This window comes from Flavobacterium sp. FlaQc-49, assembly GCF_044005985.1.
GTDB classification, from domain to species: domain Bacteria; phylum Bacteroidota; class Bacteroidia; order Flavobacteriales; family Flavobacteriaceae; genus Flavobacterium; species Flavobacterium cupriresistens.
Genome location: NZ_JBIPCS010000004.1, coordinates 334,833 through 360,393, shown reverse-complemented (window position 1 = coordinate 360,393; position 25,561 = coordinate 334,833). Strand labels below are relative to the sequence as shown.

23 protein-coding genes are annotated in these 25,561 nt (G+C 34.7%); 14 read left to right on the top strand and 9 right to left on the bottom strand.

Features of this window, described 5'->3' with window-relative positions:
- Positions 1-92: 92 nt before the first annotated feature.
- Entirely contained in the window at positions 93-653 is a 561-nt protein-coding gene (locus tag ACHRV3_RS11185; protein ID WP_395434689.1) for a DUF6252 family protein, read from the top strand.
- A gap of 60 nt (positions 654-713) precedes the next feature.
- Here the strand turns inward: ACHRV3_RS11185 and carB are convergent, their stop codons facing one another.
- Entirely contained in the window at positions 714-3,569 is a 2,856-nt protein-coding gene (carB, locus tag ACHRV3_RS11180) for a carbamoyl-phosphate synthase large subunit (protein ID WP_047773912.1), read from the bottom strand.
- A 145-nt stretch (positions 3,570-3,714) separates the two neighbouring features.
- Positions 3,715-3,876, bottom strand: coding sequence for a 50S ribosomal protein L34 (gene rpmH / locus ACHRV3_RS11175; protein ID WP_008464848.1), 162 nt, complete (start codon positions 3,874-3,876; stop codon positions 3,715-3,717).
- Between the two features lie 166 nt (positions 3,877-4,042).
- On the opposite strand from rpmH, the gene ACHRV3_RS11170 reads away from it, so the two are divergent.
- Positions 4,043-4,558: a DUF2892 domain-containing protein gene (locus ACHRV3_RS11170; RefSeq protein WP_395434687.1), complete on the top strand. Its 516-nt coding sequence runs from the start codon at positions 4,043-4,045 to the stop codon at positions 4,556-4,558.
- 388 nt (positions 4,559-4,946) lie between these two features.
- Here the strand turns inward: ACHRV3_RS11170 and ACHRV3_RS11165 are convergent, their stop codons facing one another.
- Positions 4,947-5,615 (bottom strand): alpha/beta hydrolase, encoded by a 669-nt coding sequence (locus ACHRV3_RS11165; RefSeq protein WP_047773915.1) that lies wholly within the window; start codon positions 5,613-5,615, stop codon positions 4,947-4,949.
- A 315-nt stretch (positions 5,616-5,930) separates the two neighbouring features.
- Here ACHRV3_RS11165 and ACHRV3_RS11160 point away from each other — a divergent pair, with 315 nt between their 5' ends.
- On the top strand, positions 5,931-6,215 hold the full coding sequence (locus ACHRV3_RS11160; protein WP_395427351.1) for a GNAT family N-acetyltransferase: 285 nt from the start codon (positions 5,931-5,933) through the stop codon (positions 6,213-6,215).
- Between the two features lie 5 nt (positions 6,216-6,220).
- On the opposite strand, the gene ACHRV3_RS11155 is transcribed toward ACHRV3_RS11160, so the two are convergent.
- Both ACHRV3_RS11155 and ACHRV3_RS11150 read right to left on the bottom strand, forming a co-directional pair.
- Entirely contained in the window at positions 6,221-7,651 is a 1,431-nt protein-coding gene (locus ACHRV3_RS11155) for an anion permease (RefSeq protein ID WP_395434685.1), read from the bottom strand.
- Between the two features lie 20 nt (positions 7,652-7,671).
- Positions 7,672-8,823, bottom strand: a complete 1,152-nt coding sequence (locus ACHRV3_RS11150; protein WP_395434683.1) for a porin — start codon at positions 8,821-8,823, stop codon at positions 7,672-7,674.
- Positions 8,824-9,623: 800 nt separating this feature from the next.
- On the opposite strand from ACHRV3_RS11150, the gene ACHRV3_RS11145 reads away from it, so the two are divergent.
- Both ACHRV3_RS11145 and ACHRV3_RS11140 read left to right on the top strand, forming a co-directional pair.
- Positions 9,624-10,259, top strand: a complete 636-nt coding sequence (locus ACHRV3_RS11145) for a hypothetical protein (protein WP_395434681.1) — start codon at positions 9,624-9,626, stop codon at positions 10,257-10,259.
- A gap of 310 nt (positions 10,260-10,569) precedes the next feature.
- Positions 10,570-11,193, top strand: a complete 624-nt coding sequence (locus ACHRV3_RS11140; RefSeq protein WP_395434679.1) for a hypothetical protein — start codon at positions 10,570-10,572, stop codon at positions 11,191-11,193.
- Between the two features lie 183 nt (positions 11,194-11,376).
- Here the strand turns inward: ACHRV3_RS11140 and ACHRV3_RS11135 are convergent, their stop codons facing one another.
- Complete coding sequence (locus ACHRV3_RS11135) at positions 11,377-13,011, bottom strand: ABC-F family ATP-binding cassette domain-containing protein (RefSeq protein ID WP_047773925.1); 1,635 nt, start codon at positions 13,009-13,011, stop codon at positions 11,377-11,379.
- Between the two features lie 503 nt (positions 13,012-13,514).
- Between ACHRV3_RS11135 and ACHRV3_RS11130 the strand changes: the two genes are divergently transcribed.
- Together ACHRV3_RS11130 and ACHRV3_RS11125 are read left to right on the top strand one after the other, a co-directional pair.
- On the top strand, positions 13,515-13,973 hold the full coding sequence (locus ACHRV3_RS11130) for a PepSY-like domain-containing protein (protein WP_395434677.1): 459 nt from the start codon (positions 13,515-13,517) through the stop codon (positions 13,971-13,973).
- A 210-nt stretch (positions 13,974-14,183) separates the two neighbouring features.
- Positions 14,184-15,203 (top strand): PDZ domain-containing protein, encoded by a 1,020-nt coding sequence (locus ACHRV3_RS11125; RefSeq protein ID WP_395434675.1) that lies wholly within the window; start codon positions 14,184-14,186, stop codon positions 15,201-15,203.
- A 221-nt stretch (positions 15,204-15,424) separates the two neighbouring features.
- Here ACHRV3_RS11125 and ACHRV3_RS11120 read toward each other — a convergent pair whose 3' ends face one another.
- Positions 15,425-16,600 (bottom strand): GlmU family protein, encoded by a 1,176-nt coding sequence (locus ACHRV3_RS11120; RefSeq protein ID WP_395427299.1) that lies wholly within the window; start codon positions 16,598-16,600, stop codon positions 15,425-15,427.
- 586 nt (positions 16,601-17,186) lie between these two features.
- Entirely contained in the window at positions 17,187-17,441 is a 255-nt protein-coding gene (locus ACHRV3_RS11115; RefSeq protein ID WP_008464817.1) for a type B 50S ribosomal protein L31, read from the bottom strand.
- Between the two features lie 266 nt (positions 17,442-17,707).
- Here ACHRV3_RS11115 and ACHRV3_RS11110 point away from each other — a divergent pair, with 266 nt between their 5' ends.
- The 7 genes from ACHRV3_RS11110 to ACHRV3_RS11080 all read left to right on the top strand — a co-directional run bounded on the left by ACHRV3_RS11110 (position 17,708) and on the right by ACHRV3_RS11080 (position 24,348).
- Positions 17,708-18,241: a DUF4199 domain-containing protein gene (locus tag ACHRV3_RS11110; protein ID WP_047773933.1), complete on the top strand. Its 534-nt coding sequence runs from the start codon at positions 17,708-17,710 to the stop codon at positions 18,239-18,241.
- An 8-nt stretch (positions 18,242-18,249) separates the two neighbouring features.
- On the top strand, positions 18,250-19,206 hold the full coding sequence (locus ACHRV3_RS11105; protein WP_395427298.1) for a glycosyltransferase family 2 protein: 957 nt from the start codon (positions 18,250-18,252) through the stop codon (positions 19,204-19,206).
- Positions 19,207-19,321: 115 nt separating this feature from the next.
- On the top strand, positions 19,322-21,049 hold the full coding sequence (locus ACHRV3_RS11100; RefSeq protein WP_395434673.1) for a phospho-sugar mutase: 1,728 nt from the start codon (positions 19,322-19,324) through the stop codon (positions 21,047-21,049).
- Between the two features lie 4 nt (positions 21,050-21,053).
- Positions 21,054-21,482: a DUF1016 N-terminal domain-containing protein gene (locus ACHRV3_RS11095; protein ID WP_395434671.1), complete on the top strand. Its 429-nt coding sequence runs from the start codon at positions 21,054-21,056 to the stop codon at positions 21,480-21,482.
- Positions 21,458-21,694 carry a PDDEXK nuclease domain-containing protein gene (locus tag ACHRV3_RS11090; RefSeq protein WP_395434669.1) on the top strand — a complete coding sequence of 79 codons (237 nt, stop codon included), beginning with the start codon at positions 21,458-21,460 and terminating at the stop codon, positions 21,692-21,694. Before ACHRV3_RS11095 ends, ACHRV3_RS11090 begins: the two co-directional genes overlap by 25 nt.
- Positions 21,691-23,520, top strand: a complete 1,830-nt coding sequence (locus ACHRV3_RS11085) for an ABC transporter ATP-binding protein (RefSeq protein ID WP_395434667.1) — start codon at positions 21,691-21,693, stop codon at positions 23,518-23,520. Before ACHRV3_RS11090 ends, ACHRV3_RS11085 begins: the two co-directional genes overlap by 4 nt.
- A 126-nt stretch (positions 23,521-23,646) precedes the next feature.
- The gene (locus ACHRV3_RS11080) at positions 23,647-24,348 is read left to right on the top strand and encodes a hypothetical protein (RefSeq protein WP_395427295.1); all 702 of its coding nucleotides are present in this window, start codon (positions 23,647-23,649) and stop codon (positions 24,346-24,348) included.
- A gap of 397 nt (positions 24,349-24,745) precedes the next feature.
- Here ACHRV3_RS11080 and ACHRV3_RS11075 read toward each other — a convergent pair whose 3' ends face one another.
- Complete coding sequence (locus ACHRV3_RS11075; protein ID WP_047774450.1) at positions 24,746-25,468, bottom strand: hypothetical protein; 723 nt, start codon at positions 25,466-25,468, stop codon at positions 24,746-24,748.
- Between the last annotated feature and the right edge of the window lie 93 nt (positions 25,469-25,561).

Here is a 25,561-nt window from a genome sequence, read left to right as displayed (position 1 = left end):
ATGCCTTCTCTTACTTATAATTTCCGTTTTTACCTAACCAAATATTAACAACTATTTATTTACATTTGGCTCCAAATTAATAAATCCCATAAATGAAAACACCCAAAATTTTATTCTTATTTTTAGTTCTAATCTTAAACAGCTGCTCAAGTGACACTGACAATAGCAACAATACCGAAACCCCTGAAGTTATCAAACCCGTAACGAAATACGCGATGACTGCCAAAATTGATGGTACATTATGGGAAATGAATAATCCGTTTGGTTCAGATTATGCTACAAAAACAATATTCGAGATGTATCCAGCAGAAGAATATATCCTTTTACAAGGGAGAAACCGTAATTTTGTAGATGAAATTAGACTTTACATTAAGAGAAGCGATCTAAAAATTGGAACATATCCTATAACAAAAAACACTTTTGATGCATCTAAAACACAAGTTGAAATCTCATTCAACACTAAAGGAAAAAGTCAATATCCTGTTAGTGGTTCCGTATCAATTACAGCAATTGACTTAAATACTAAAAAAGTAACCGGAACATTTTCATTTAATTGCGTAGATGACGATGATAAACCAATCGACGCTTCTAATCCCATTACTACAAAAGTAACAGACGGAACATTCAATTACAGATACGACGTTACCAACTAAAGAATAAACATAAAAAGGCTCCAAAATTTTGGAGCCTTTTTTTATAATCACGATTTGAGTTTATTTACTCAAATACATTTTTCTTCTTGAGTACAATTCGTAGAACTGATCGTCTTTAAGATCATCAATAAACAAGATACTTTCTCCTGTTGATTTCATTTCCGGTCCTAATGCTTTGTTTACATTATGGAACTTGCTGAAAGAGAAAACCGGTTGTTTGATCGCATATCCTTTTAACTGTGGATTGAAATCAAAATCAGTTACTTTATTATGTCCTAACATTACTTTGGTAGCATAGTTTACATAAGGTTCTCCGTATGCTTTTGCAATAAACGGTACTGTTCTGGAAGCTCTTGGATTGGCTTCGATGATATAAACCGTATCATCTTTTATAGCAAACTGAATATTGATCAAACCTACCGTTTTTAAAGCTCTCGCAATTTTAATTGTATGGTCTTTAATTTGTTGCATCACGAATTCTCCTAAGTTAAAAGGAGGTAATGTCGCATTACTATCTCCCGAGTGAACTCCACAAGGCTCGATATGCTCCATAATTCCGATGATGTATACATTTCCGTCAGCATCACAAATCGCATCTGCTTCTGCTTCGATTGCTCCGGCTAAGTAATGATCTAAGAGTAATTTGTTCCCCGGAATCGTTTTCAATAAATTGATAACATGTTCTTCCAGTTCTTTTTTGTTGATTACAATTTTCATTCCCTGACCTCCTAATACATAAGAAGGACGAATCAATAACGGGAAGTCTAATGTATCTGCCAAAGCTGAAGCTTCGTCTGCTGTTTCCGCAATTCCGAATTGTGGGAAAGGAATGTGTAAATCTCTTAATAAATCAGAGAAACGTCCTCTGTCTTCGGCTAAATCAAGGGCATCAAAACTCGTTCCGATGATTTTTACTCCGTATTTAGATAATTTTTCCGCTAATTTTAAAGCAGTCTGACCTCCTAATTGCACAATAACACCTTCCGGTTTTTCGTGTTGAATAATATCGTAAATATGTTCCCAGAAAACAGGCTCGAAGTATAATTTATCTGCTGTATCAAAATCAGTCGAAACTGTTTCCGGATTACAGTTGATCATGATCGTTTCGTAACCACATTCTTTTGCTGCCAATACTCCGTGTACACAAGAATAATCAAACTCAATTCCTTGTCCGATCCTGTTTGGTCCTGAACCTAAAACGATGATTTTCTTTTTCTCTGTTACTACACTTTCGTTATCTACATAACGCTCTCCGTTTGCTTTTTCGATTTCAGCCTCAAAAGTAGAATAGTAATAAGGTGTTTTTGCTTTAAATTCGGCAGCACAAGTGTCTACCAATTTAAACACACGGTTCACCTTCATATTCATACGCAACGTATGCACTTCACTTTCCAAACAATTTACCATGTGAGCGATTTGTCTGTCGGCAAAACCTTTTTGTTTGGCTTCCAGTAATAACTCTTTTGGTAAATTAGAAACCTTATAGTTAGAAATTTCTTTTTCTAAAGTATAAAGTTCCTCGTATTGTTTCAAGAACCACATATCGATTTTAGTAATCTCATGAATACGGCTCAACGGAATCCCCATTGCAATCGCATCATAAATTACAAAAACACGATCCCAACTTGCAAAAGTCAGTTTCTCGATAATTTGTTCGTAGTTTTTATATCCTTTTCCGTCGGCACCTAAACCGTTACGTTTTATTTCTAAAGATTGAGTTGCTTTATGTAACGCTTCCTGGAAAGAACGTCCGATTCCCATCACCTCACCAACAGATTTCATCTGAAGTCCAAGAGTTCTGTCAGCTCCTTCGAATTTATCAAAGTTCCAACGTGGGATTTTTACGATTACATAATCCAAAGTCGGTTCAAAAAGAGCCGAAGTCGATTTTGTAATCTGGTTTTCTAATTCATCTAAATTATATCCTAAAGCTAATTTAGAAGCAATTTTTGCAATCGGATAACCGGTTGCTTTTGAAGCTAATGCAGAAGAACGCGATACACGAGGGTTGATTTCGATTGCCACGATATCTTCTTTTTCGTCCGGTGAAACTGCAAATTGTACGTTACAACCTCCTGCGAAGTTTCCGATACTACGCATCATCAAGATCGCATAGTCACGTAATTTCTGGAATGTGGTATCGGATAAAGTCATTGCCGGCGCTACTGTAATCGAATCTCCGGTGTGAATTCCCATTGGATCCATGTTTTCGATCGAACAAATGATTACTACGTTATCATTTTTATCTCTCAAAAGTTCCAATTCGTATTCTTTCCATCCCATTAAAGCTTTATCAATTAAAACCTCATGTATAGGAGAAGCTTCTAAACCGCGAGTCAAAAGCTCATCAAAATCTTCTTTTTTGTAAACAATCGCTGCTCCAGTTCCTCCCAGTGTAAAAGAAGGGCGAATTACTAACGGGAAACCAAATTCCTGCGCAATTTCTTTACCTTCTAAGTAAGAAGTAGCTGTTTTTGCAGGTGCAGTAGGCACATTAATTTTTTCTAAAAGCTGTTTAAACTGCTCTCTGTCTTCCGTAATGTTAATTGCATTTACATCAACTCCGATTAATTTTACTCCGAAATCTTGCCAGATTCCTTTTTCGTCGGCTTCCAAACATAAATTCAAAGCCGTTTGTCCACCCATAGTAGGCAAAACAGCATCGATTTGTGGATGCTCCTTTAGAATTTCAATAATCGATTTTGTAGTTAATGGTTTCAAATAAATATGATCGGCCATTGTTGGGTCGGTCATAATAGTCGCTGGATTTGAATTTATCAAGATAACTTCAATCCCTTCTTCACGAATAGAACGTGCAGATTGAGATCCTGCATAATCAAATTCGCAAGCTTGACCAATAACAATAGGGCCTGAACCTATTATTAAAACTGATTTTATTGATGTGTCTTTAGGCATTTTATTTGTATTGTGTAGTTATTATATTGTATTCAAAAACATCCGTAGTGCTTTAGAAACTAGAATGTTGCAATGTTTTTTACCGACAAGGTATAAAAAAAGGCGATACTAAAAAAGTAACGCCTTATTTATGTTTATAGAAACATTATTTCTTGTGTCTAGGTTCGCTAGAAACAGTCAATTTATGTCTTCCTTTAGCTCTTCTACGCGCCAGAACTTTTCTTCCATTCGCAGAAGCCATTCTGTCCATAAATCCGTGCTTATTTCTTCTTTTTCTTTTCGATGGTTGAAATGTTCTTTTGCTCATTGCTTTGTATCTTTAAAATGGTATCTAATATCTGTTTTCTGTTTTAGAATTTCGTTATCCCAAAACCGAGTGCAAATATACAAAGACTTTTTTTTCTGGCAAGTAGTTTTATAAAAATATTTTTAATTCCTTTTACTATCTTTGCAATCACAAATATACATCTATTATGTTTCACAGAAATATTAAACTTATTTTGGCCGGACTTCTAGTAGTCGCAGGCGTTTGGCAATTTAAAGAGAACAATATCGGGAATGGTATTTTTCTTATTTTACTGACTGCAATCCCAATCTTTCTTTACTTTAAAAACGAATTTATCCTTTTAGCTTTCCTAAAATTAAGAAAACAAGATTTTGAAGGCGCTAAAAAATGGCTATCCTATATTAAAAACCCTGAAGCTGCACTGGTAAGAAAACAACAAGGGTATTTTAACTACTTACACGGAATCATGTTGTCTCAAACCAATATCAACCAAGCAGAGAAACATTTCAAAAAAGCAATCGAACTAGGATTGTCTATGGATATGGATTTGGCTGTAGCTAAATTAAACCTTGCCGGAGTTGCGATGTCACGCAGAAGAAAACTGGAAGCAACTAACTTATTAAACGAAGCTAAGAAATTAGACAAACAAGGGATGCTAAAAGAACAAATCTCTATGATGAAAGATCAAATGAAGAAAATCTAACGAGTTTCTTAAATTCCAAATTTTTAAAATCCCAAATTCCAATGAGTTTGGGATTTTTTTTTGGCTAATCTGAAATGTCTGATCTCAGATAAAAAACGTGAAACATGAAACATGAAACATAAAACATGAAACCCAAAACACTAAGCCCCAAAGTGTCAGGCTGAGCGAAGTCGAAGCCATTTTGGAATTTGGAATTTAAAAAAATTGGAATTTGAGACATGTTCGCTCAGCGTGACAGATTGGTTTTTCACTCCTTTCAGGAATCTGAGTTTGGAATTTGGAATTTTTAAAAACGTGAAACATGAAACACCAAGCCCCAAAGTGTCAGGCTGAGCGAAGTCGAAGCCATTTTGGAATTTGGAATTTGGAATTTTAAAAAATTTGGAATTTACCCCTTCAGAGGTTCCTGTATAATCAATGGCAAATTCTCATTAAGCCATTTGTACTTATTCAGAATCATAACATGGGTTCCTCCTTTTACTATGATGCAGCTTTTGATGTATTTTATAGGAAAAACATCATCCTGATCGCCGTGAATATGGATTACCTTTTCATCAATTTGGTTTCTGTCCCAAAGGATTACGGACTCTACGGCCCATTGCAGATAATGGAGATCACGTACCGATAAAAACTTCTCGTACAGTTTAATCCGTTTGTTTATTTTTTCTCCGAAAGAAAATTTAGCCAACTTTTCAACATTCAGCAACAACTGCATTGGAATTAATTTATAAGCTTTTGTCGTTTTGCCTATCTTCATTCTTTTAGGAAATTCGAGATTGCTTCTAACACTTGAAATAATAATTATTTTTCGGGCATTAATATGTCTGGCCATTTCCTGAACTAAAATACCTCCAAACGAAACGCCAATTAAAACAGGGTTCGGATGTGTTATCTTTTTAGTGATGCGAAGGGCATACTCCGATAAAGATTCTTTTGGAAGCGGGATCTCCCACTCCAACAAACACACTTCAAAAACAGAATCATCCAATTGAATTCTTTCAAAAATAGATGAACTTGCCGCCAGACCTGGCATAAAATAAACCGGAATTTTACTCATTAGATAAACAGAAATTACAATTACGACTCTTCACTTATAAAAGTTAAAGTTACTTTTTTTTATAAACTTCAAGCAAATTTCAGACCGCAATCTTACGACTGAAATAAAATCTGCTACAGCAAAGCACCGGGCTTTAGAACTGCTCCTTTAAAAAATAATTCATTATTGAAAATCAATTGATTACCTTTACATATGAAATAATTCACAATTAAAGATCTTATACAGATTTTTCTTTCACAACTATTTCGCCCCACGATTATTTGCTTTTAAACATGACTAAAACACATTACTACTATGGAACTACCTATTGAAACTATGGAAATCAAAGACAACACTTTTGCAAGACAATTTGAAACCATAGTCCCAGAAGGAATGCTTACAGTTGAATATTCTTTTCAGGAAAAAAAAATCTTCTTAACTAAAATCAACACACCCGACGGCTACGACAATCAAGCTGTAATTGATGGCTTACTGAAAAGTATCATGGAAATTATCATTGAAAAGAAATTCAGATTAATGCCTATTTCTCCAAAAATTGCTCAATTCATTAAAAAAAATCCAAAATACAAAGAACTACTTCCTCCGGGAATCCGGATTTAATCTTTTTAGAAATAACCGATCACCCGAAGCCATGCCCCACCGATCGTCATATAAATAAAAAGCATAACCAGTCCGGTCACCAAACCTTTTACCCACCAATCTTTCAGATCGACATAACCGCTCCCAAAGAAAACCGGTGCAGGTCCGTGACCATAATGGGTTAGTGTTCCGTATAGCGATCCTACAAAACCAAGCATAAAGGCCAAGAGTAACCCGGGAATTCCGAGCGAAACACCTACGCCCAGCAATGCCGCATACATTGCTGCCACATGCGCTGTGGCACTCGCGAAAAGATAATGGCTAAAGAAATACACCAATACAATAATCGGAAAAGCCATCTGCCAGCTTAATCCGCCAATTTCTGCTTTTACCAGATTACTAAACCAGCCAATAAATCCTAATTCGTTAAGCGAACTGGCCATCATCACCAGCACCGAAAACCAAACGATAGTATCCCAGGCTCCTTTTTCGGCTTTTACATCATCCCAACTTAGAACAGAGGTTAAAAGTAAAATCACCAAACCGATAAACGCAGTTGTTGTGGCATCGATAGAAAACAAATCACCGGTCATCCAAAGAAATAAAAGAATAAAAAAGGTCAGCAACATCATCCATTCATTGCGTGAAATTGGACCCATTTCTTTCAGTTTTTGACTTGCAATTTGTGGCGCATCTCCCGTCTTTTTAAGTTCGGGCGGATAAATTTTATACAATACAAAAGGAATTATAAAAAAGGCCACCAAACCCGGAACAATTGCTGCCACGGCCCACGAAATCCAAGTGATTTTTATACCTAAATTGAGTGCAAATTTTTGACACATCGGATTACTCGCTGTTCCTGTCAAAAACATAGACGAAGCAATCAAATTCATATTATAACTGTTTAATGTCAAAAATGCGCCTAGTTTTCGGTGTGTATCCGGTTGATCGGGCATTGAACCAAAACTCATTGACATTGATTTCATAATCGGATAGATGATTCCTCCTCCTCTTGCTGTATTACTGGGTACTGCCGGAGCGAGAACCAAATCTGCCAGACCTAAACCATACGCCAACCCAAGCGAACTTTTACCAAATATTTTGATAAACAAAAAAGCAATTCTGTTTCCCAGACCTGTTTTAATAAATCCTCTGGCGATAAAAAAGGAAATTCCAATCAGCCAGATTACTTTATCACCAAAACCCTTCAAGGCTAATGTGATTGACTTACCGGCATCTCCGGGTGCTAAAACCTGTGAAAAAGCCGTCAATGCAATGGCAATCATACACATCGTTCCCATTGGTGCCGCTTTTAAAATAATACCGAGAATCGTAGCCACAAAAATGGCAAACAAATGCCAGGCTTCTATCACAACACCTTCCGGCGCCGGAATCAACCAAATTGCTATTCCAACTGCCAGCGTAATTAAGATCTGAGGGATTTTTACTTCTTTCATAAGGTGAAAATTAGATTGTATTAAAGTCTGCATTGAAACTGTATAATAAACAAGTTATCATTATACATCGTCGTATCCGGAATATTTTTATCAAAGCGGTCTATTTCAAACCCCATTTCAATTCTGCCCGTATAGGCTTTTCCAAACTCCAGACTGATCATTGGTGTATAGGTTTGACGAACATTAGAATCCAATTTAAAACTGGTATCGAAAGACTCATAGCGGCAGGATAATTCTAAGGAACTCAATTTTTTATAATTAATGCGATACCTCAAATTCGGCATTATATAATAGCCGCGCATCTGATAATCATTCGCATTTTTGGTTCTGGCCTCAGCGGGTAAGGAGAAATACAAATTATGATTGGTTCCCTGTTTGTACTCTATTTGAAGATCAAAAGTAAACGCATCATTAAGTATAAAATCACTGGTAATATCAGCTCCCAGAGCAAAAACATCCTGATCGAATACTTTTCCGCTTCCGCCGTTTAAGCCTAAGTTAATCTTATGGAGTTTAGACAATCCAAAAACCAATCGTGTCGAATAGAGTTTTCCGTTGTCTTTGTCTTTTTCCTGATTCTTTCCGTTGCCGTTTAAAACAGAAACCGCATAACTTACGGGTACTTTCCCAAGATCAAAAGAACCTGTTGCCGAGGCTCCGATTTGAAAACTCGTCCAACCGTTTTTTCCAAATTCATAATATTGATTAGAAAAATCAAAAGACTTGATGATGTCAACGGGAACCAATTCTTCAATTCCAAAAGCGGGACGAAACTGTCCTCCCGTTATCGCAAAATATTTATTGAAAGTATATTTTGCGTAGGCATTTTCGAGTACTTTGGTTTTGGGATCTGATTTAAAATCAGCGAGATTTACTAAAATTGCCACTTCTGTATTTTCGCTCAGCTTGGTATTAAGTCCAACACGCATTCTTTTAATATCAAAAGACGATTGTGTAACCTCTCCTGTAGAATGATGAAGCCCGAGCACATCCACATTATCCGAAAGTGCTCCGAGAAACCGGGCCTGAAAAAGTCCTTTAAATTGAAACTGTGGATATTTAACAACGGCATCAGAATTGGTCGTTGCCTGATTTACATCGGTCTGGGCATTTGTAAAAAAAGGGAGTAGTAAAAAAATAAAAGCAATTCTGATTCTTAAAAATTTCCTCATAAAGTAGTAAACTAAAAATTAGACTTTCAACTAAAAAAATGTACTCTTTAAAACTTTCGATTATTTATACTTCTTCAAAACACCCTTGTTTTTGACTTTAAAAAAAGTTGAAACCGCAGCTTAATTAAAATAACACCCGACAAAACCAAAGCCATTCATACCGTAACAGATTGCAAAAAACACAGCAGTTCTACGCAACTAAACCTACAGAATAAGTACAAACGCCATCACTTTTTTCGCATTAATAAATCGTTAAATTCGAAATGCCCTACTAAGATATAAAAAAACATTCCATGTATAACATTGCTCCGTAACTTTCTGTTTTTACAGAAAAAACTGCAAAAATAATTCTTGCCATTTAAAAAAATCAGCTGCCAGGAGACACAGCATATAAGACTAGCAGGTTAAACTTTCTAAACAGTTGTCCAACGCAAAGCCCAGACTGAATTTATAATATCTTATAAAATTTGCTTGCGATTTATCATGCATTCAAACCAAAATTACAACACTATTTGAAACAGAAATGCACGCTACAAAACCATACTATTCATTTTCTCTCAAATTTCCAAGAGAACCAAGGTGATTCAGGAAGAAACACAGAAAGCACTATTTCGGAAAGAATCTGAAAAGACAGAGATAATCGGACTCTTCTCTCTTTCTTTTTCAACAATCTGATACACAAAAAAGAATCTATTTTCAAACGCATATAAAACACATAAATACATTTATAAAATACATCAGACCAATTAATGAATTAATTACTCTTTTTGTTGTCATAATTAAACAAAAAGATGAAACTAATGAAACAAAGTTCCCTTACAATAGCGCTTGTTTTTTTGACCGGTTTTGCCGGTTATTCTCAAACTGTTCAGAAAATAGGAAACAATCCCATGACTCTAAATAGTACTGCTGCTTTTGAAACAGAGTCTACTACTAAAGGTCTTTTACCTCCCAGAATGACCACTGCGCAAAGGGATGCTATTGCTACTCCCGCATCTGGTTTATTGGTATACAATACAACAACAAACCTACTGGAAGTCTATAATGGAACAATTTGGTCAGGAATCTACAATCTGCCAAAAGAAATGGTCAGCATACCACCAAACGGAACTGTAACGGCTTCCAATACAGAATCACAAATTCTTGTTTTGAACAATTGCAATAATTGTAATGCAACTGTTGTATTACCATTGAAAGCTTCCAGTGGATTAGAACATATCATATACAACAGAAACTCTGGTGGTACTATTACTGTTACAGTACCGTCAGTAGCGTCTGGGAATAAACCTACTCCTTTTATTGATAATAAAGCTAGCTCTGCTGCATTATTAACAACCCCTAGCATGAGTCTGACAGCTCAAAAAGCCACAAAAATTGTGTTTTTTGAGTACGATCCAAATGATATCTACAATGGAGTCTGGTGTTTCTATAAATAACCCGCACCGCTCTATTTTAAACCGCTTAAAATTTCAAAGCCGATTGCCTGATTCAAGAAAATGTAAGTATTGAATTAAATGAACTTACATCATTTATATGATTTAACCTGACTTCAAATTCGTTTCATAATACCGTAAAACAAACTTTTTCCTCAAGCTTTATCTGGAATCGAAAAACTACTTTTCACCCTCTCTATTGAATTCTTTTTACTCTCATTTATAAACCATAAATAACCACTAATAAATTAAAACAATCCAAATATTAAAAATTTATTTCCCTTTAAACTAAACATTATAAATATTAAAAAAAATGAAACAAAATTTAATCATAATCGCATTTGTTTTTGGGGTTGCTTTTACAACCCATGCCCAAATGGCTCAAAAAATAGGAGACAATCCCATGACTCTAAACCCCTCTGCTATTTTTGAAACAGAGTCTGTAACTAAAGGTCTGTTACCTCCCAGAATGACCACAATACAAAGAAACGCCATTGCTTCTCCCCCTGCTGGTTTAGTCGTATACAACACAACTACAAACCTATTGGAGATATATAATGGAGCAATGTGGTCAGGAGGTCACAATATACCAAAAGAATATGTCGCCATACCGTCAAGCGGAACTATAAATGCTTCCAATACACAATCGCAAATTTTCATTATGAACAATTGCGATACTTGTAATCCAACTATACTATTACCAACTGAAGCTACTAATGGCTTAGAACACATCATACGCAACAGAACCACTAGTACTATTACTTTTATGAAACCACCCAGCGTGTCTGGTAATAAACCTGTTAGTTTTATTGCCAATAGCAACAGTACAGTAGAAGCTACTAGCTTCATTTTGACAGCTTACAAAACTATAACAATTGTATTTTTTGATTATGATGCGAATGACTCCTTCAGTGGAACCTGGTATTTCTTTGACTAATCCGTCCTAATTGTTTGAAGCACAAAAAATATATACAGAACCTAAAAAAAAAGAAAGAAGCAGTCTCATAACATTGAGATTGCCTCCTTCTTTTTTTTATTTAACAGAATATCGTTATAAATAACGCTTTTTTTCTTTTTAAGTCGTGAGACCAAGAATTTTCTATTATTATGAATCAAAAAACTACTTTTCGATTTCTCTCATAGAATCCATTTTTTTATGTGCCAGGAAACCGGCAACATCTTCAAAATGTTCTTTCACGCGTTTATTTCCAAATTCAAAAACCTTTGTAGCTAAACCGTCAAGAAAATCACGGTCGTGAGAAACCAAGATCAAAGTACCATCAAAATCACGTAATGCATCCTTGATAATATCTTTGGTTTTCATATCCAGGTGATTCGAAGGCTCATCGAGAATCAACAAGTTAACTGGCTCTAACAACAATTTAATCATCGCCAGACGTGTTTTCTCTCCACCCGAAAGCACTTTTACTTTTTTGGTAATATCATCACCATGAAACATAAAGGCACCTAATATATTTTTAATTTGTGTTCTTACATCACCAACCGCAATACCATCTATAGTTTCAAAAATAGTAGCATTCTCATCTAACAATGCAGCCTGATTCTGAGCAAAATAACCAATTTGTGAATTATGTCCAATATCAACACTTCCTTCATCAATGCCAATTTCTTTCATAATGGCTTTGATCATAGTCGATTTTCCTTCTCCGTTTTTACCTACGAAAGCTACTTTCTGTCCTCTTTCGATTACGATGTTAGCATCCTTAAAAACAACATGATCACCGTATGATTTCGACAATTCTTTGACCACAACCGGATATTGTCCGGAGCGTGCCGCAGGCGGAAATTTTAATTTTAATGCCGAAGTATCTACTTCATCCACCTGAACAATCACCAATTTCTCCAACATCTTAACACGAGACTGTACGGCATCGGTTTTAGAGAACGTGCCTTTGAAACGATCAATAAAAGCTCTGTTATCAGCAATCATTCTTTGTTGTTCATCATATGCTTTCTGCTGGTGAATACGACGGTCTTTTCTCAATTCTAAATAATGCGAATATTTAGCTTTGTAGTCGTAAATTCTTCCCATCGTAACTTCAATAGTACGATTGGTAATATTATCTACGAAGGCTCTATCGTGCGAAATCACCACTACTGCTTTTGCCTGATTCAGCAAAAACTCTTCTAACCACTGAATACTTTCAATATCCATGTGGTTGGTTGGCTCATCGAGTAAAATTAAATCCGGTTTTTTCAAAAGGATTTTAGCCAATTCAATACGCATTCTCCAACCTCCTGAAAATTCAGAGGTCTGACGTGTAAAATCTTCACGCTCGAAACCTAATCCAACCAGAATTTTCTCTACTTCGGCCTCGTAATTCACCTCTTCGATGGCGTAAAATTTCTCACTTAAGTCTGAAACTCTTTCAATAAGTTTCATGTAGGCATCACTTTCGTAATCGGTACGAACGGTTAATTGTTCGTTGATTTCATCGATCTCTGCTTTCATGCTAAAGATTTCACCAAAAGCTTTTGATGCTTCTTCCATTACAGTTGCCCCATCTGAAGTTAACAAATGTTGCGGCAGATACGCAATAACAGCCTCTTTTGGAGCCGAAATATTTCCGGTAGAAGGTTTGCTCTGCCCTGCGATTATTTTCAAAAGTGTCGATTTCCCCGCACCATTCTTACCCATAAGGGCAATTTTATCATTTTCGTTTATAGCAAAAGAAACATCACTAAAAAGAGTAGTTCCACCAAACTGAACTGAAATATCGTTAACTGTAATCATTTTTAGATTCTAAGATTTTTAGATAATTAAATTATCTGATTTTGAAAGCGCAAAGATAGATTAATTAGATAATTAGGCAATTAGAAAATGAGGAAATGTGGCAATTGAAAAATGTGCCAATTAGATAATTAGATAATGTGTCAATTTGGGAATGTGTCAATTAGAGAATGTGTTAATTAGAGAATTTGTCAATTTGGGAATGTGTTAATTAGAAAATATAACAATTTTGCAAAAAACAGCTGTAGCGTAACGGCTGTAGTAAAACCAATTGGCTTAAGCAGCACTTATAAACTTAATTATGACAGCGATAAATAATTCACAATCGCTCTTTTAAATTATAGTTAATTTCAATTCTGTGTTTTAAAAAACGGAATTCTTCAATTGACTTCTAAACGTTTATTCACATCAATTAAAGCAACTTTGAGAGATACAAAAACAACTATTCAAACATAGTAGAGCCAAAGATTACATAACCAATCAGAATCCTTTTTAAGAATGCAAGTATGAAAACAACACTCTTATTACCCATTATCATTTTAGCTCTTTTGTTATGTACAACAGCATGTCGCAAAGACCATAACCAAGTGTTGATAATTAATTCTGCTGAATTACCCGTTGCTGCCACTACTTTTATTTCGACTTATTTTCCTGATACCGCTTATCAACAAATAAAAAAACGAAAAACTACCGATTCTGACGATTTTGTATACGAAGTTAAACTAGCCATTAATTTTAAACTGAATTTTGACAGCAATGGAAACTGGATGGATATTGACGGAAATCACCAAACAATACCCGTTGAACTAATTCCGGAAAAAATAAACTCTTATATGGCTGAAAATTATCCAAACGCATTCATTACTTACATTGATAAGGAAAAAACACATGTCATAACAGAACTTTCTAATGATCTGGCATTAACCTTTGACTTACAGGGAAATTTTACGAGAATAGACTATTAAATCTATTTTTAAGCAGGAAAATCATGACTTTCCTGAAGTTTTCTACACTATCCATTCCAGATCTCTGCGGCATAATAAACAACAAATACCTCAATTACATCCATCGGGTTGGCAATAAGATGCAGCTGTGTTTTCAAAAAACAAATTTATAAACATACAAATCGCCTGTTTGTATATAAAACCACTGAAAAGTTCAAATAACCAGAAAAAATGAAAAAGAAAAATAACTTCGTAAACTATCTTACCCTAGTACCCTACCTATTGTTTTTGCAAGGTTGTGGTTCAAATCAGTTTAAAGAAAATTATAAAAGTGAAGAAAACTATTTCAAGAATTATGATCCTAACTTAATTGAGAAAACCGAAACTCCTTCCATTTATACTACCAACAATCCGCAAACAGACCGAATTGGATTGCTTGAAGATGGATATATTTATCTTGGTAAATCTCAATTTACAAGTATGGAAATTAATTCGAGAAATGAAGCTTTAAAATTTGCCAAAGAAATTGGCGCAAGCATTGTTTTATTAGGGGCAACATATGAACGTACCAAGAAAATAACAGATCCGATCTATCCCTATTATCCGGTACCAGAACGACAAAATAATATTGTAACAAACAATCCTGTTTATGCTATGGGATTACCAAGTGTCAGTTATAATTATAGTTTCGACAGCAAAAGCAAAACAAAAAAAGAAACTATAACCACAATTGCTCCAAATGCGACTGTCTATAATCAAAGCATAATTACAAATGGGAAATCATCGGATAAACAAACGAAGCAAGCCATAAATCAACAAATATGGACCGCACACAATCCTAATGGATCTTCTACTAATGTTGAACCGGTACTTTCTCCTGTCTACGCCACGATACTTCCTACTGAAAACAGAGAAGTAGACATTTATACCTATGATGCTACTTTTTGGGGTAAAACGACCCGACCACCTGCGCTGGGGATTGATGTAATTGATCTTTCTGATGAAATAAAGAAAAAATTACACCTTAACGGCGGAGTACTTGTTACCGCAGTAATGAAAAATTCACCAGCACTTTTTGCTGCCATTTATCGTGGAGATATCTTGATCAGTATTAATAAAACTACCATCATTACCACAAGTCAGATTGGTGAATTACTTAGAAAAAACAAAGGGATAGTTGTAAAATTAGAACTGTATCGAGATGGAAACAAAATCATTAAAGAAGTTAAACTGAACGACTCAGCTTATTAATTACAGTCCTTTTTTGCAAGACCACAGAAAGTATAAAAAAAGTGAGTCCGATTGTTATCATACTCACTTTTTTTTTATTTCTAAATCTGTCTAAACTTTTAAATTTAGCGGATAAAAACAATTGTTGTTTTGCGTCGAACTCCTTCCAAAGTCGAAAGCTAAATTTTAAAAGAATCCGTTCTTCGGACTTATTCGGGTTCTGAATTCGGCTTCTTTGACATTTAGTCCTTTCTCCACTTTTTGGTTTCTTCAAAAATATGTTCTAAGATTGCTGATTCGGTTGCATCAAAGTCAATATTTCTGCGTCCCATAACCAGTTTAGCGGTTTCGAAAGCTTTTTTAGTCACATAGGTTGTAAAACCTGCCGCACCGCCCCAAGAAAAACTCGGAACAAAGTTGCGTGGAAATCCACTACCGAAAATATTAGCACTCACACCGATTACAGTTCCGGTATTAAACATGGTATTGATTCCGCATTTACTGTGATCTCCCATCATCAAACCACAAAACTGAAGTCCGGTTTTTGCAAAACCTTCTGTCTCGTAGCTCCATAATTTTACTTCTTCGTAATTGTTTTTTAAATTTGAATTATTAGAATCGGCACCAATATTACACCATTCTCCTAAAACAGAATCTCCTAAAAATCCGTCGTGTCCTTTATTTGAATTGGCAAAAAGAACCGAATTTTTAACCTCTCCTCCTATTCTGGAGCCAACGCCAACGGTAGTTGCTCCATAAACTTTAGCGTTTAATTTTACCTGTGCATTTTCGCACAAAGCAAAAGGACCACGAATGGCAGAACCTTCCATAATCTCACTGTTCTTACCTATATAAATCGGACCTGTTGAAGCGTTTAAAGTAACAAACTCTAATTTAGCTCCTTCTTCTATAAATATATTTTCGGGTGCAATGGCATTTACACTTTTCGGAATTGGCATAGATTTTCTGTCTTCCGTCAGATATTTAAAATCTTCGCGAATTGCAGCATCATTTTTAGAAAAAATATCCCAGGTATGTTCAACAGTCAAACAATCGTCATCATACGAAATGATTTCATACGAATCAAAGTCAACTTCCTCCTGGTTCTCCGTCGTAAAAAAAGCAATTACATCATCACCTCTAAAAATCGCCTGATTTACGGTTAAATTAGAAACCATTTCGGCTAGCGTTTCATTTGGTAAAAACGCAGCATTAATCATTACATTTTCTTCTAATTCTACCATCGGAAATTTCTCCGACAAATATTCCTCTGTAATGGTTGTTATAGTTGAACCTAAACGCATTTCCCATTTTTGGCGAATGGTCATAATTCCGATTAGAATATCAGCCACCGGTCTGGTAAAAGTAAAAGGCAATAAAGCATTCCGGACGGGACCGTCAAAAAGAATGTAGTTCATAGATAAATTTAATATTTGTTAAAATCTTGATTTGGTTATCAGGTTCAAAGTTACAAATATTTTAAAGAAAGGAAATACAGCCAAAGTTATATCGACTTGAATTCGGGAATTATTTTGGGGTTTTATAGAAACTGCGCCTTTTTGTATGGGGTGGTTAAACCATATAAGTGATGTAAGTTCATTTAAAAAAAATCTAATTGAGTAAATGTAGTAAAGCCTTAAAACTGTAGTGCCTATTACCCACAAGATTACTTCTCTATTATTTATTCTAACCCTCACGGAATCGTAAAGTTATTTCTTTAGCACGCAGATCTGGCAGATTAAGCTGATTTACTTACCTTATAATAAAAACTATTTTACCTTTCTACCCAAAAAAAATCTGCGTAATCTGCGTAAAAAAAATTAAGCTTCAAACTAAAACGATGCCCGCAAACTATTACTTTTTTAACCTCAAAGCACGCAAAGCTTAAAATAAACACAAAGCTTAAAATGAACTTACATCACTTATATGGTTAAAAAAAAACATTACCGCATAAAAAAAGCCTCCCAAATTGGAAGGCTTTTATATGAAAATAAAAAACAGCTATTATTTTTTAGCGTGTTTTGCATATTTAGTTTTGAATTTATCAATACGTCCTGCAGTATCGATAAGTTTAGATTTACCAGTATAAAAAGGGTGAGATGTTCTAGAAATCTCCATTTTTACAACTGGATACTCAACTCCGTCAACTTCAATTGTTTCTTTTGTATCTGCAGTAGATTTAGTGATAAAAACTTCGTCATTTGACATGTCTTTAAATGCAACTAATCTGTAATTTTCTGGGTGAATTCCTTTTTTCATCTTTTCTTTTATTTATTGTTTAGAGCATTTTCATTTTGAAGCTTTTCCATGGTTAGAAAAAGGTGTAAACAAACGATACTCTTTTTTGTTTAAAAATTTAATTATTTTTGAGTGTGCAAATTTACATTTATTTTTCAATAAACAAATCTTTTAACCAATATTTTTAACGTCCTCTTTATCTGTGTCAATATTTTTAATATATATCTCACTTTTGTATATAGGGTAATTGCTATATTTGTGGATTAATTTTAAAACATATAGAAAATATGATCAATGAAGTTATAAAGAAAAATGGGATTACCTACGGTGTAATGATTGGAATTGCATCTGCATTAGTTACTGCTACAATATATGCCGTTGATTTAAACTTGTTCACCTCTTGGTGGATTGGAGCTACAGGTCTCCTTATAAGTTTTACACTGTCGATTATTCTACTAACTAAAACGAAAAGAGAGCTAAAAGGTGTTTTTCCTTTTAAGGAAGCTTTTACCACTTATTTTATTGCGGCTGTAATTGGAATATTGATCTCTACTTTTTTTAATGTTATCCTTTTTAATGTAATTGATCCTGAGGCGAAAGATACTGTGAGCGAATTAATGATTAAATATACGGTATCGATGCTGCAAAAATTCGGAACACCTGCGTCTGCCATTAATGAAGCTGTTGCCAAAATGAAACTAAGCAATCCGTATTCTACTTTAGAGTTATTAAAAGGATCTGTTTTCACTATTGTGGTCAGTTCTATTTTAGGATTAATTTTCGCCGCAATTTTTAAAAGCAAAACTACAATACAAGAATAAAAAAATAAATGAATTTATCTATACTTATACCGCTTCTAAACGAGGAGGAATCACTGCAAGAACTCTATACGTGGATTATTAAAGTGATGCAATCTAACAATTACTCTTATGAAATCATTTTTGTAGATGATGGTAGTACAGATGATTCCTGGGCAATTATTGAAAAATTTTCTACCGAAAATCCGAATGTAAAAGGAATTCGTTTCATGAAGAATTTTGGAAAATCACAGGCTTTACATGCCGGTTTTGCAAAAGCAAAAGGAGATGTAATCATTACAATGGATGCCGATTTGCAGGATAGTCCGGATGAAATTCCCGGATTATACGAAATGATTACAGCAGAGAAATTTGATTTGGTTTCGGGATGGAAAAAGAAACGTTATGACTCTGTTGTAGCCAAAAATCTTCCTTCGAAATTATTCAACTGGGCGGCAAGAAAAACATCCGGAGTAGAATTAAACGATTTTAACTGCGGATTAAAAGCATACAAAAATACGGTTGTAAAAAACATAGAAGTTTCGGGCGAAATGCACCGTTACATTCCGGTTTTGGCAAAGAATGCCGGTTTTAATAAAATTGGTGAAAAAGTAGTACAGCATCAGGCCCGTAAATATGGCGAAACCAAATTTGGAATGGAGCGTTTTATAAACGGTTTTCTTGATTTGATTACGATTTGGTTCCTGTCAAGATTCGGAAAAAGGCCTATGCACTTGTTTGGCGCACTGGGTTCGGTAATGTTTATTATCGGATTTTTTCTGGCCGGTTATATTGGTATTTCAAAACTATACCATATGTACAATGGCATGAGATACAGCCTGGTTACAAACAACCCTTGGTTTTTTATTGCCTTAACTACAATGATTTTAGGAACTCAGTTATTTTTAGCAGGTTTCCTTGGTGAAATTATTTTGAGAACCAAAAGCAACGAAGGACGTTATAAAGTAGCACGAGAAGTTAATTTTTAACGTAATCCATTGTCCATTAAAAAACAAGCGGACTAAGAGTAGAGTGAATTGACGAAATAAACAACCGCTCCTGAAAACAACAATTATTTTGATCTAAAATAAAAGAATACGAAAGATGAATATAGCACCTAACATTTTAAATGCTGTAAACGAATGGCTGACACCAACATTTGACAGCGAAACACAAGCAGCTGTTAAAGAATTAATGACCACATCACCAAAAGAGCTTGAGGAAAGTTTTTATAAAAACCTGGAGTTTGGAACTGGTGGAATGCGTGGTGTTATGGGTGTTGGAAGCAACAGAATCAACAAATATACGCTGGGTAAAAACACACAAGGCCTTTCGGATTATATGCATCAGGTATTTCCAAATCAGCCTTTAAAAGTGGTTATTGCCTACGACTGTCGTCATAACAGCAATACCTTGGCCAAACTTGTAGCCGATGTTTTCTCTGCCAATGGAATTCAGGTTTATTTATTTTCAGATTTGCGACCGACTCCTGAACTGTCTTTTGCTCTTAAATATTTAGGATGCCAATGCGGAATTGTACTTACGGCTTCACATAATCCACCCGAATACAATGGTTATAAAGTATATTGGGAAGACGGAGGACAAATAGTACCTCCTCAGGATACTGAAATCATTACTATTATTGAAAATTTAAGCTACGATAAAATCAAATATCAGGCTAACGAAAAACTGATTCAGTACATTGACACTGAAATCGACAAAGCTTTTATAAAATCTTCTATTGACAATGCCAGTTTTAATACACCGGCTGAAGCAAAAGAAAACCTGCAAATTGTTTTTACCTCTTTGCACGGAACTTCGATAAAATCTATCCCGGAGACTTTGTCTCAGGCCGGATACACCAATGTGCATATTGTTCCCGAACAAGCAATTCCCGATGGAAATTTTCCAACAGTAAAATCGCCAAACCCGGAAGAGCCTGAAGCATTGACAATGGCTTTGGCTTTAGCAGAAAAAACCAATTCTGATATTGTAGTAGGAACAGATCCGGACTGCGATCGTTTAGGTGTTGCTGTTAGAAATAACGAAGGCAAAATGATTCTTCTTAACGGAAATCAGACCATGGTTCTGATGACTGCTTTCTTATTGAAACAATGGAAAAAAGCCGGAAAAATTAATGGCAAACAATTCGTTGGTTCTACCATAGTTTCTACTCCGATGATGATGGAACTGGCGACAAGTTATGGCGTAGAATGTAAAGTGGGTCTTACCGGTTTTAAATGGATCGCCAAAATGATCAAAGATTTTCCTGAACTTCAATTTATTGGAGGTGGTGAAGAAAGCTTTGGTTTTATGGTTGGTGATGCTGTAAGAGATAAAGATGCTGTTGCCGCTACCTTATTAATATGCGAAGTAGCCGCACAGGCAAAAGCAGCCGGAAGCTCTGTTTACAAAGAACTTTTACAACTTTATGTTGAAAATGGTTTTTACAAAGAACATTTGGTTTCATTGACCAAAAAAGGTATGGAAGGTTTAGAAGAAATTAATCAGATGATGATTAATTTACGTCAAAATCCTTTGAAAGAAATCAGCGGACAACGTGTGATTATGGTGGAAGATTACCAAGCTTCTACCGCCCTGAATCTTTTTACAGGTGAAGAGTCTATAATGGACCTGCCAAAATCTAATGTTTTGATTTATTATACAGAAGACGGATCTAAAATTTGCGCCAGACCAAGTGGTACTGAACCAAAAATCAAGTTCTACATCAGTGTAAATGCCGAATTAGAATCTGTGGAAGAATTTGATGCTGCAGAAAGTTTCTTAGACCAAAAAATACAAAATATCATTGCAGGAATGCAATTGAAATAGTAGAATGAGTGACAAACCTGACATAAATGACAATCCAAAACTATTAGATTCTATTATTGGATTAATAGACCAGACTCGTCATTATGTTGCCAAAACGGTCAATCAGGAACTCACTTTGCTCTATTGGAAAATCGGAAAATCGATTAATGATGAGATTCTGAAAAATGATCGCGCTGATTATGGAAAAAAGCTAATTCCATCATTAAGTGTCGTCTTAACCACTAAATATGGAATAGGTTTTAACAAACGAAATCTTCAAAGTTTCATCAAGTTAAACACTACTATTCAAGACATTACAATTTTGCACACAGTGTGTACAAAATTGAGTTGGTCTCATATCAGAACACTGATTTATATTGAAAGTGATATAAAACGTGAGTTTTACATACAGATGAGCATACATGAAAGATGGAGTTATATCTTCGATGGTTAGAGAAAAATGAACAAAAAGAAGGCGAAAACAAACCAATTGGATTAATTTTGTGCAGTGAAAAATCACCTGAACAAATTAATTATTTAATGCTCGACAATGACGAACAAATCAAAGTCTCAGCCTACTTAACCCAATTACCTGAAAAAAAATTATTGCTGGAGAAGCTTGAAAGAGCCATTGCCATAGCAGAAAATAACATCAAAAATAAATGAGTAATTTCAAAAAAATAGTTCCTTTTATATACCCATATAAAAAATATGCGATTCTAAACATCTTTTTCAATGTTTTGTACGCACTTTTCAGCACCCTTTCCTTTATGGCATTAATCCCTATGATTCAGGTATTATTTGACCAGACAAAAAGAAACACCGTTCTACCTAAATACGAAGGACTCGTACATATAAAAGAATATGGAGAGCAATACCTGAGCTATTATATCACGACAACTACTGAGAAACATGATATTGGTTATACCTTATCTATCATGGTAGCCGTAATTATTTCGATATTTTTACTAAAAAACCTGGTCGATTATTTAGCGATGTTTTTTATCACTTTTTTAAGAAATGGTGTTTTAAGAGACATGCGAAATGCCATGTATAAAAAAACGCTCGAACTGCCTTTGGCTTTTTATTCTGAAAAAAGAAAAGGAGATGTTATCTCCCGAATTTCTGCCGACGTTAACGAGGTTCAAAACTCCTTTCTGGCCATTCTGGAACTTATCATAAAAGAACCCCTAACAATTGTTTTTACTATAGGTGCCATGTTAGTGATTAGCGCTAAGCTAACTTTATTTGTTTTTGTTTTCATTCCGGTTTCAGGATATATCATTTCATTGATTGGAAAACAACTTAAAAAACAATCTACAAAAGCACAACAGGAACAAGGAACATTTCTGTCAACCATTGAGGAAACCATTGGAGGCCTGAAAGTCGTAAAAGGTTACAATTCAGAAAACTACTTTAATTCTGTTTTTCAGAGTTCAACAGACCGTTTTTTCAATTTATCAAATACTATTGGAAATCGTCAAAACTTAGCTTCTCCTGCCAGTGAGTTTATGGGAATTACTGTAATTGCAATATTACTTTGGTACGGTGGACAGATGGTTTTAATTGACAAAACACTAGACGGCGCTTCTTTCATCGCTTACATGGGACTAGCCTACAACATCCTGACACCTGCAAAAGCTATTTCTAAAGCTTCTTATGGAGTAAAAAGAGGAAATGCGGCAGCAGAGCGTGTTTTAGAGATTTTAGATCAGGACAACACCATTACCTCAAAACCGGATGCCATCAAAAAAACCACTTTTGATTATGCTATTGATGTTCAAAACATCAACTTTAAATACGAAGAAGAAACCGTACTGAAAAACTTTTCACTTACGGTTAAAAAAGGACAAACTGTTGCACTTGTTGGTCAGTCGGGAAGTGGAAAAAGTACCATTGCCAATTTATTGACCCGTTTTTACGATGTTAATGACGGAACAATTTCTATTGACGGTATCAACATCAAAGACATGAACCTGCAATCGCTTCGTAGTTTAATGGGATTGGTTACTCAGGACAGTATTTTATTTAATGACACCATAAAAGCAAATATCTCGTTAGGAAAATTAGATGCTACCGATGAAGAAATCATCGAAGCGTTAAAAATCGCTAACGCCTATGAATTTGTAAAAGACCTGCCATTAGGAATCTACACTAATATTGGAGATAGCGGAAACAAACTTTCCGGAGGACAAAAACAACGTTTGTCTATTGCCCGCGCAGTACTTAAAAACCCTCCGATTATGATTCTCGACGAGGCTACCTCTGCATTGGATACGGAAAGCGAAAAATTTGTTCAGATCGCGCTTGAAAACATGATGCAAAACAGAACTTCGATTGTAATTGCACACCGTCTTTCGACTATTCAAAAAGCAGATCTTATTGTAGTAATGCAAAAAGGAAAAATTGTTGAACAAGGAACTCACGAAGAATTAATCGCACATAACGGAACTTATAACAAACTGGTTACGATGCAGTCGTTTGAATCTTAATTGCTGATTTTAGATTTCAGACTTTAGATTGTAGATTATTGATTGTAGACTATTTTTTTGATATTTTACATTTAACATTTGACTCTTCCCTTTTGATTTCCCAAAAAAAATCATTAAATTAGATAAATGTATATCAACAATCCGAACATAAAACTGCCTGCAGATCCAGACACCGTTGTTTGGAAATACTTGGACTTGTCTAAATTTCTTGACATACTGCTTTCTAAGAAGTTATTTATGTCCCGTTCGGATAAATTTGAGGATCAATATGAAGGCACTTTTAGCGAACCTACTTTCGAAGAGATTAAAAAACTGGCGATTGACAATCCTGAATTTTTAAGTTATTACAAAACACATCGCGAAAAAGTAGCCATAAGCAGTTGGCATATCAATGAATACGAATCGTTTGCTATGTGGCAGATTTTCACTCAAAACAGTGAAGGGTTAGCCATTCAATCAACTATTGGGAGATTGCAGAAAGCGTTAAAACCCGAAAACAATTTTGATCAATATATTGGCAAAGTAAATTACATCGATTATAAAAAAGAATACATTCCTTTTGACGATTCGTTCTTTCCGTTTTTATTTAAGAGAAAGAGCTTTCAATACGAACGTGAAGTACGCATCATTACAGATACTTCTGAGAGCACTATAAAGCTAAATGACGGAATAAAAATTAATGTTGATATCAATCAGTTAATTGAAAAAATATACATTCATCCAAAATCAGAAAACTGGTATAAAAAATTGGTAATTGAATTAGTAGAACGTTTAGGGTTTGGGATTGAAATCGAAAAATCAGATTTAGAGAGCGATATTTTGATTTAAGTTTTTTTTTGCCACAGATTAAAAGGATTATTAATCTGTGACGTAAAAAAAATTAGACACGAATTGCACTAATTACACTAATTAATTTGTGGCAATTGGTGTAATTCGTGGCAAAAGATCAAGACAATCAAAAAACATGGAATATAAACGACTTATCCATAAACAGCTTAAAAAGGGCTAGATAGGAATAAAATGATTAATAATCTGTCACGCAAAAAAATTAAACACGAATTGCACTAATTACACTAATTAATTCGTGCGAATTGGTGAAATTCGTGGCAAAAGAATCTAGATAATCAAAAAAAGAAGCGCCTTTTAAAATTAGTTTTAAAAGGCGCTTCTTTATATCATAGATTAAAAAAATCATTCTAATCTGTGTAATCTATGGCAAAAAAAATCAAATAGGCTTATAACTTTTAACTTCCCATTTTTTAGACGCCAAATCAATATAGCTATAGTGCAAAACGTCGTTTTTATCAAACTGACCGTTTTGATTGGTATCTTCGATTGTTCTGAAATACAAACGGTTTTTAGATTCGATTAAATTCCAATCTACCAATTCCTGAAAATCTTCTGAAACTTTGGTAAAATTTTCTCCGCTAATATGACTTAAATACAATGTTTTGATGTCACTAGTATCGATTTTTCCGTCTTTGTTCGTATCAGAATCGGCCAATGTATAAACCATAACTTGATTCTGTGTTTTATCGGCAATTGTTTTTAAATACGTAGCCGTTAGAATCAAAGCCGGTTTATCAGTCAAAGGACGAATTGAATCTGAATCTGTTTTTTGAAATTTCAGGTTTTGCAAATAACCCGTGATTTCAAATTCGCCTAAATTAGAAATCGTAAAACTTACATCATTAACACTTGAAGAGCCGTATCGTGCTTTTGTTCCTTTTTCATACACTCTCAAATCACCTACCGGATGAATTAAATAGTTTGTCCCCTCCATCTGAATAGGCAAATCTGCTACTTCAATCTGAGTTGAATCTGTTTTTACGGCACTACTGGTCTTATTCGTTCTATCGTAAATAACTTTAGGTTTCTGAACTTCATCACGGCAACTCGCTAGAGTTCCGACAATTACTAATACTATATATTTTAAATAATTTTTCATCTGCATTAATTATATTCGGTTATCAAATATAGTATTTTTGGCTGTATTATTTATTTTTATTGAATTTTACTAAAGTAAGGATATTTAGAAATA

Excerpts from the sequence above, each read along its gene's own strand:
- ACHRV3_RS11185 (WP_395434689.1), top strand. The coding sequence starts at position 93 with ATGAAAACACCCAAAATTTTATTCTTATTTTTAGTTCTAATCTTAAAC.
- carB (WP_047773912.1), bottom strand. The coding sequence starts at position 3,569 with ATGCCTAAAGACACATCAATAAAATCAGTTTTAATAATAGGTTCAGGC.
- rpmH (WP_008464848.1), bottom strand. The coding sequence starts at position 3,876 with ATGAGCAAAAGAACATTTCAACCATCGAAAAGAAAAAGAAGAAATAAG.
- ACHRV3_RS11170 (WP_395434687.1), top strand. The coding sequence starts at position 4,043 with ATGTTTCACAGAAATATTAAACTTATTTTGGCCGGACTTCTAGTAGTC.
- ACHRV3_RS11165 (WP_047773915.1), bottom strand. The coding sequence starts at position 5,615 with ATGAGTAAAATTCCGGTTTATTTTATGCCAGGTCTGGCGGCAAGTTCA.
- ACHRV3_RS11160 (WP_395427351.1), top strand. The coding sequence starts at position 5,931 with ATGGAAATCAAAGACAACACTTTTGCAAGACAATTTGAAACCATAGTC.
- ACHRV3_RS11155 (WP_395434685.1), bottom strand. The coding sequence starts at position 7,651 with ATGAAAGAAGTAAAAATCCCTCAGATCTTAATTACGCTGGCAGTTGGA.
- ACHRV3_RS11150 (WP_395434683.1), bottom strand. The coding sequence starts at position 8,823 with ATGAGGAAATTTTTAAGAATCAGAATTGCTTTTATTTTTTTACTACTC.
- ACHRV3_RS11145 (WP_395434681.1), top strand. The coding sequence starts at position 9,624 with ATGAAACAAAGTTCCCTTACAATAGCGCTTGTTTTTTTGACCGGTTTT.
- ACHRV3_RS11140 (WP_395434679.1), top strand. The coding sequence starts at position 10,570 with ATGAAACAAAATTTAATCATAATCGCATTTGTTTTTGGGGTTGCTTTT.
- ACHRV3_RS11135 (WP_047773925.1), bottom strand. The coding sequence starts at position 13,011 with ATGATTACAGTTAACGATATTTCAGTTCAGTTTGGTGGAACTACTCTT.
- ACHRV3_RS11130 (WP_395434677.1), top strand. The coding sequence starts at position 13,515 with ATGAAAACAACACTCTTATTACCCATTATCATTTTAGCTCTTTTGTTA.
- ACHRV3_RS11125 (WP_395434675.1), top strand. The coding sequence starts at position 14,184 with ATGAAAAAGAAAAATAACTTCGTAAACTATCTTACCCTAGTACCCTAC.
- ACHRV3_RS11120 (WP_395427299.1), bottom strand. The coding sequence starts at position 16,600 with ATGAACTACATTCTTTTTGACGGTCCCGTCCGGAATGCTTTATTGCCT.
- ACHRV3_RS11115 (WP_008464817.1), bottom strand. The coding sequence starts at position 17,441 with ATGAAAAAAGGAATTCACCCAGAAAATTACAGATTAGTTGCATTTAAA.
- ACHRV3_RS11110 (WP_047773933.1), top strand. The coding sequence starts at position 17,708 with ATGATCAATGAAGTTATAAAGAAAAATGGGATTACCTACGGTGTAATG.
- ACHRV3_RS11105 (WP_395427298.1), top strand. The coding sequence starts at position 18,250 with ATGAATTTATCTATACTTATACCGCTTCTAAACGAGGAGGAATCACTG.
- ACHRV3_RS11100 (WP_395434673.1), top strand. The coding sequence starts at position 19,322 with ATGAATATAGCACCTAACATTTTAAATGCTGTAAACGAATGGCTGACA.
- ACHRV3_RS11095 (WP_395434671.1), top strand. The coding sequence starts at position 21,054 with ATGAGTGACAAACCTGACATAAATGACAATCCAAAACTATTAGATTCT.
- ACHRV3_RS11090 (WP_395434669.1), top strand. The coding sequence starts at position 21,458 with ATGGAGTTATATCTTCGATGGTTAGAGAAAAATGAACAAAAAGAAGGC.
- ACHRV3_RS11085 (WP_395434667.1), top strand. The coding sequence starts at position 21,691 with ATGAGTAATTTCAAAAAAATAGTTCCTTTTATATACCCATATAAAAAA.
- ACHRV3_RS11080 (WP_395427295.1), top strand. The coding sequence starts at position 23,647 with ATGTATATCAACAATCCGAACATAAAACTGCCTGCAGATCCAGACACC.
- ACHRV3_RS11075 (WP_047774450.1), bottom strand. The coding sequence starts at position 25,468 with ATGAAAAATTATTTAAAATATATAGTATTAGTAATTGTCGGAACTCTA.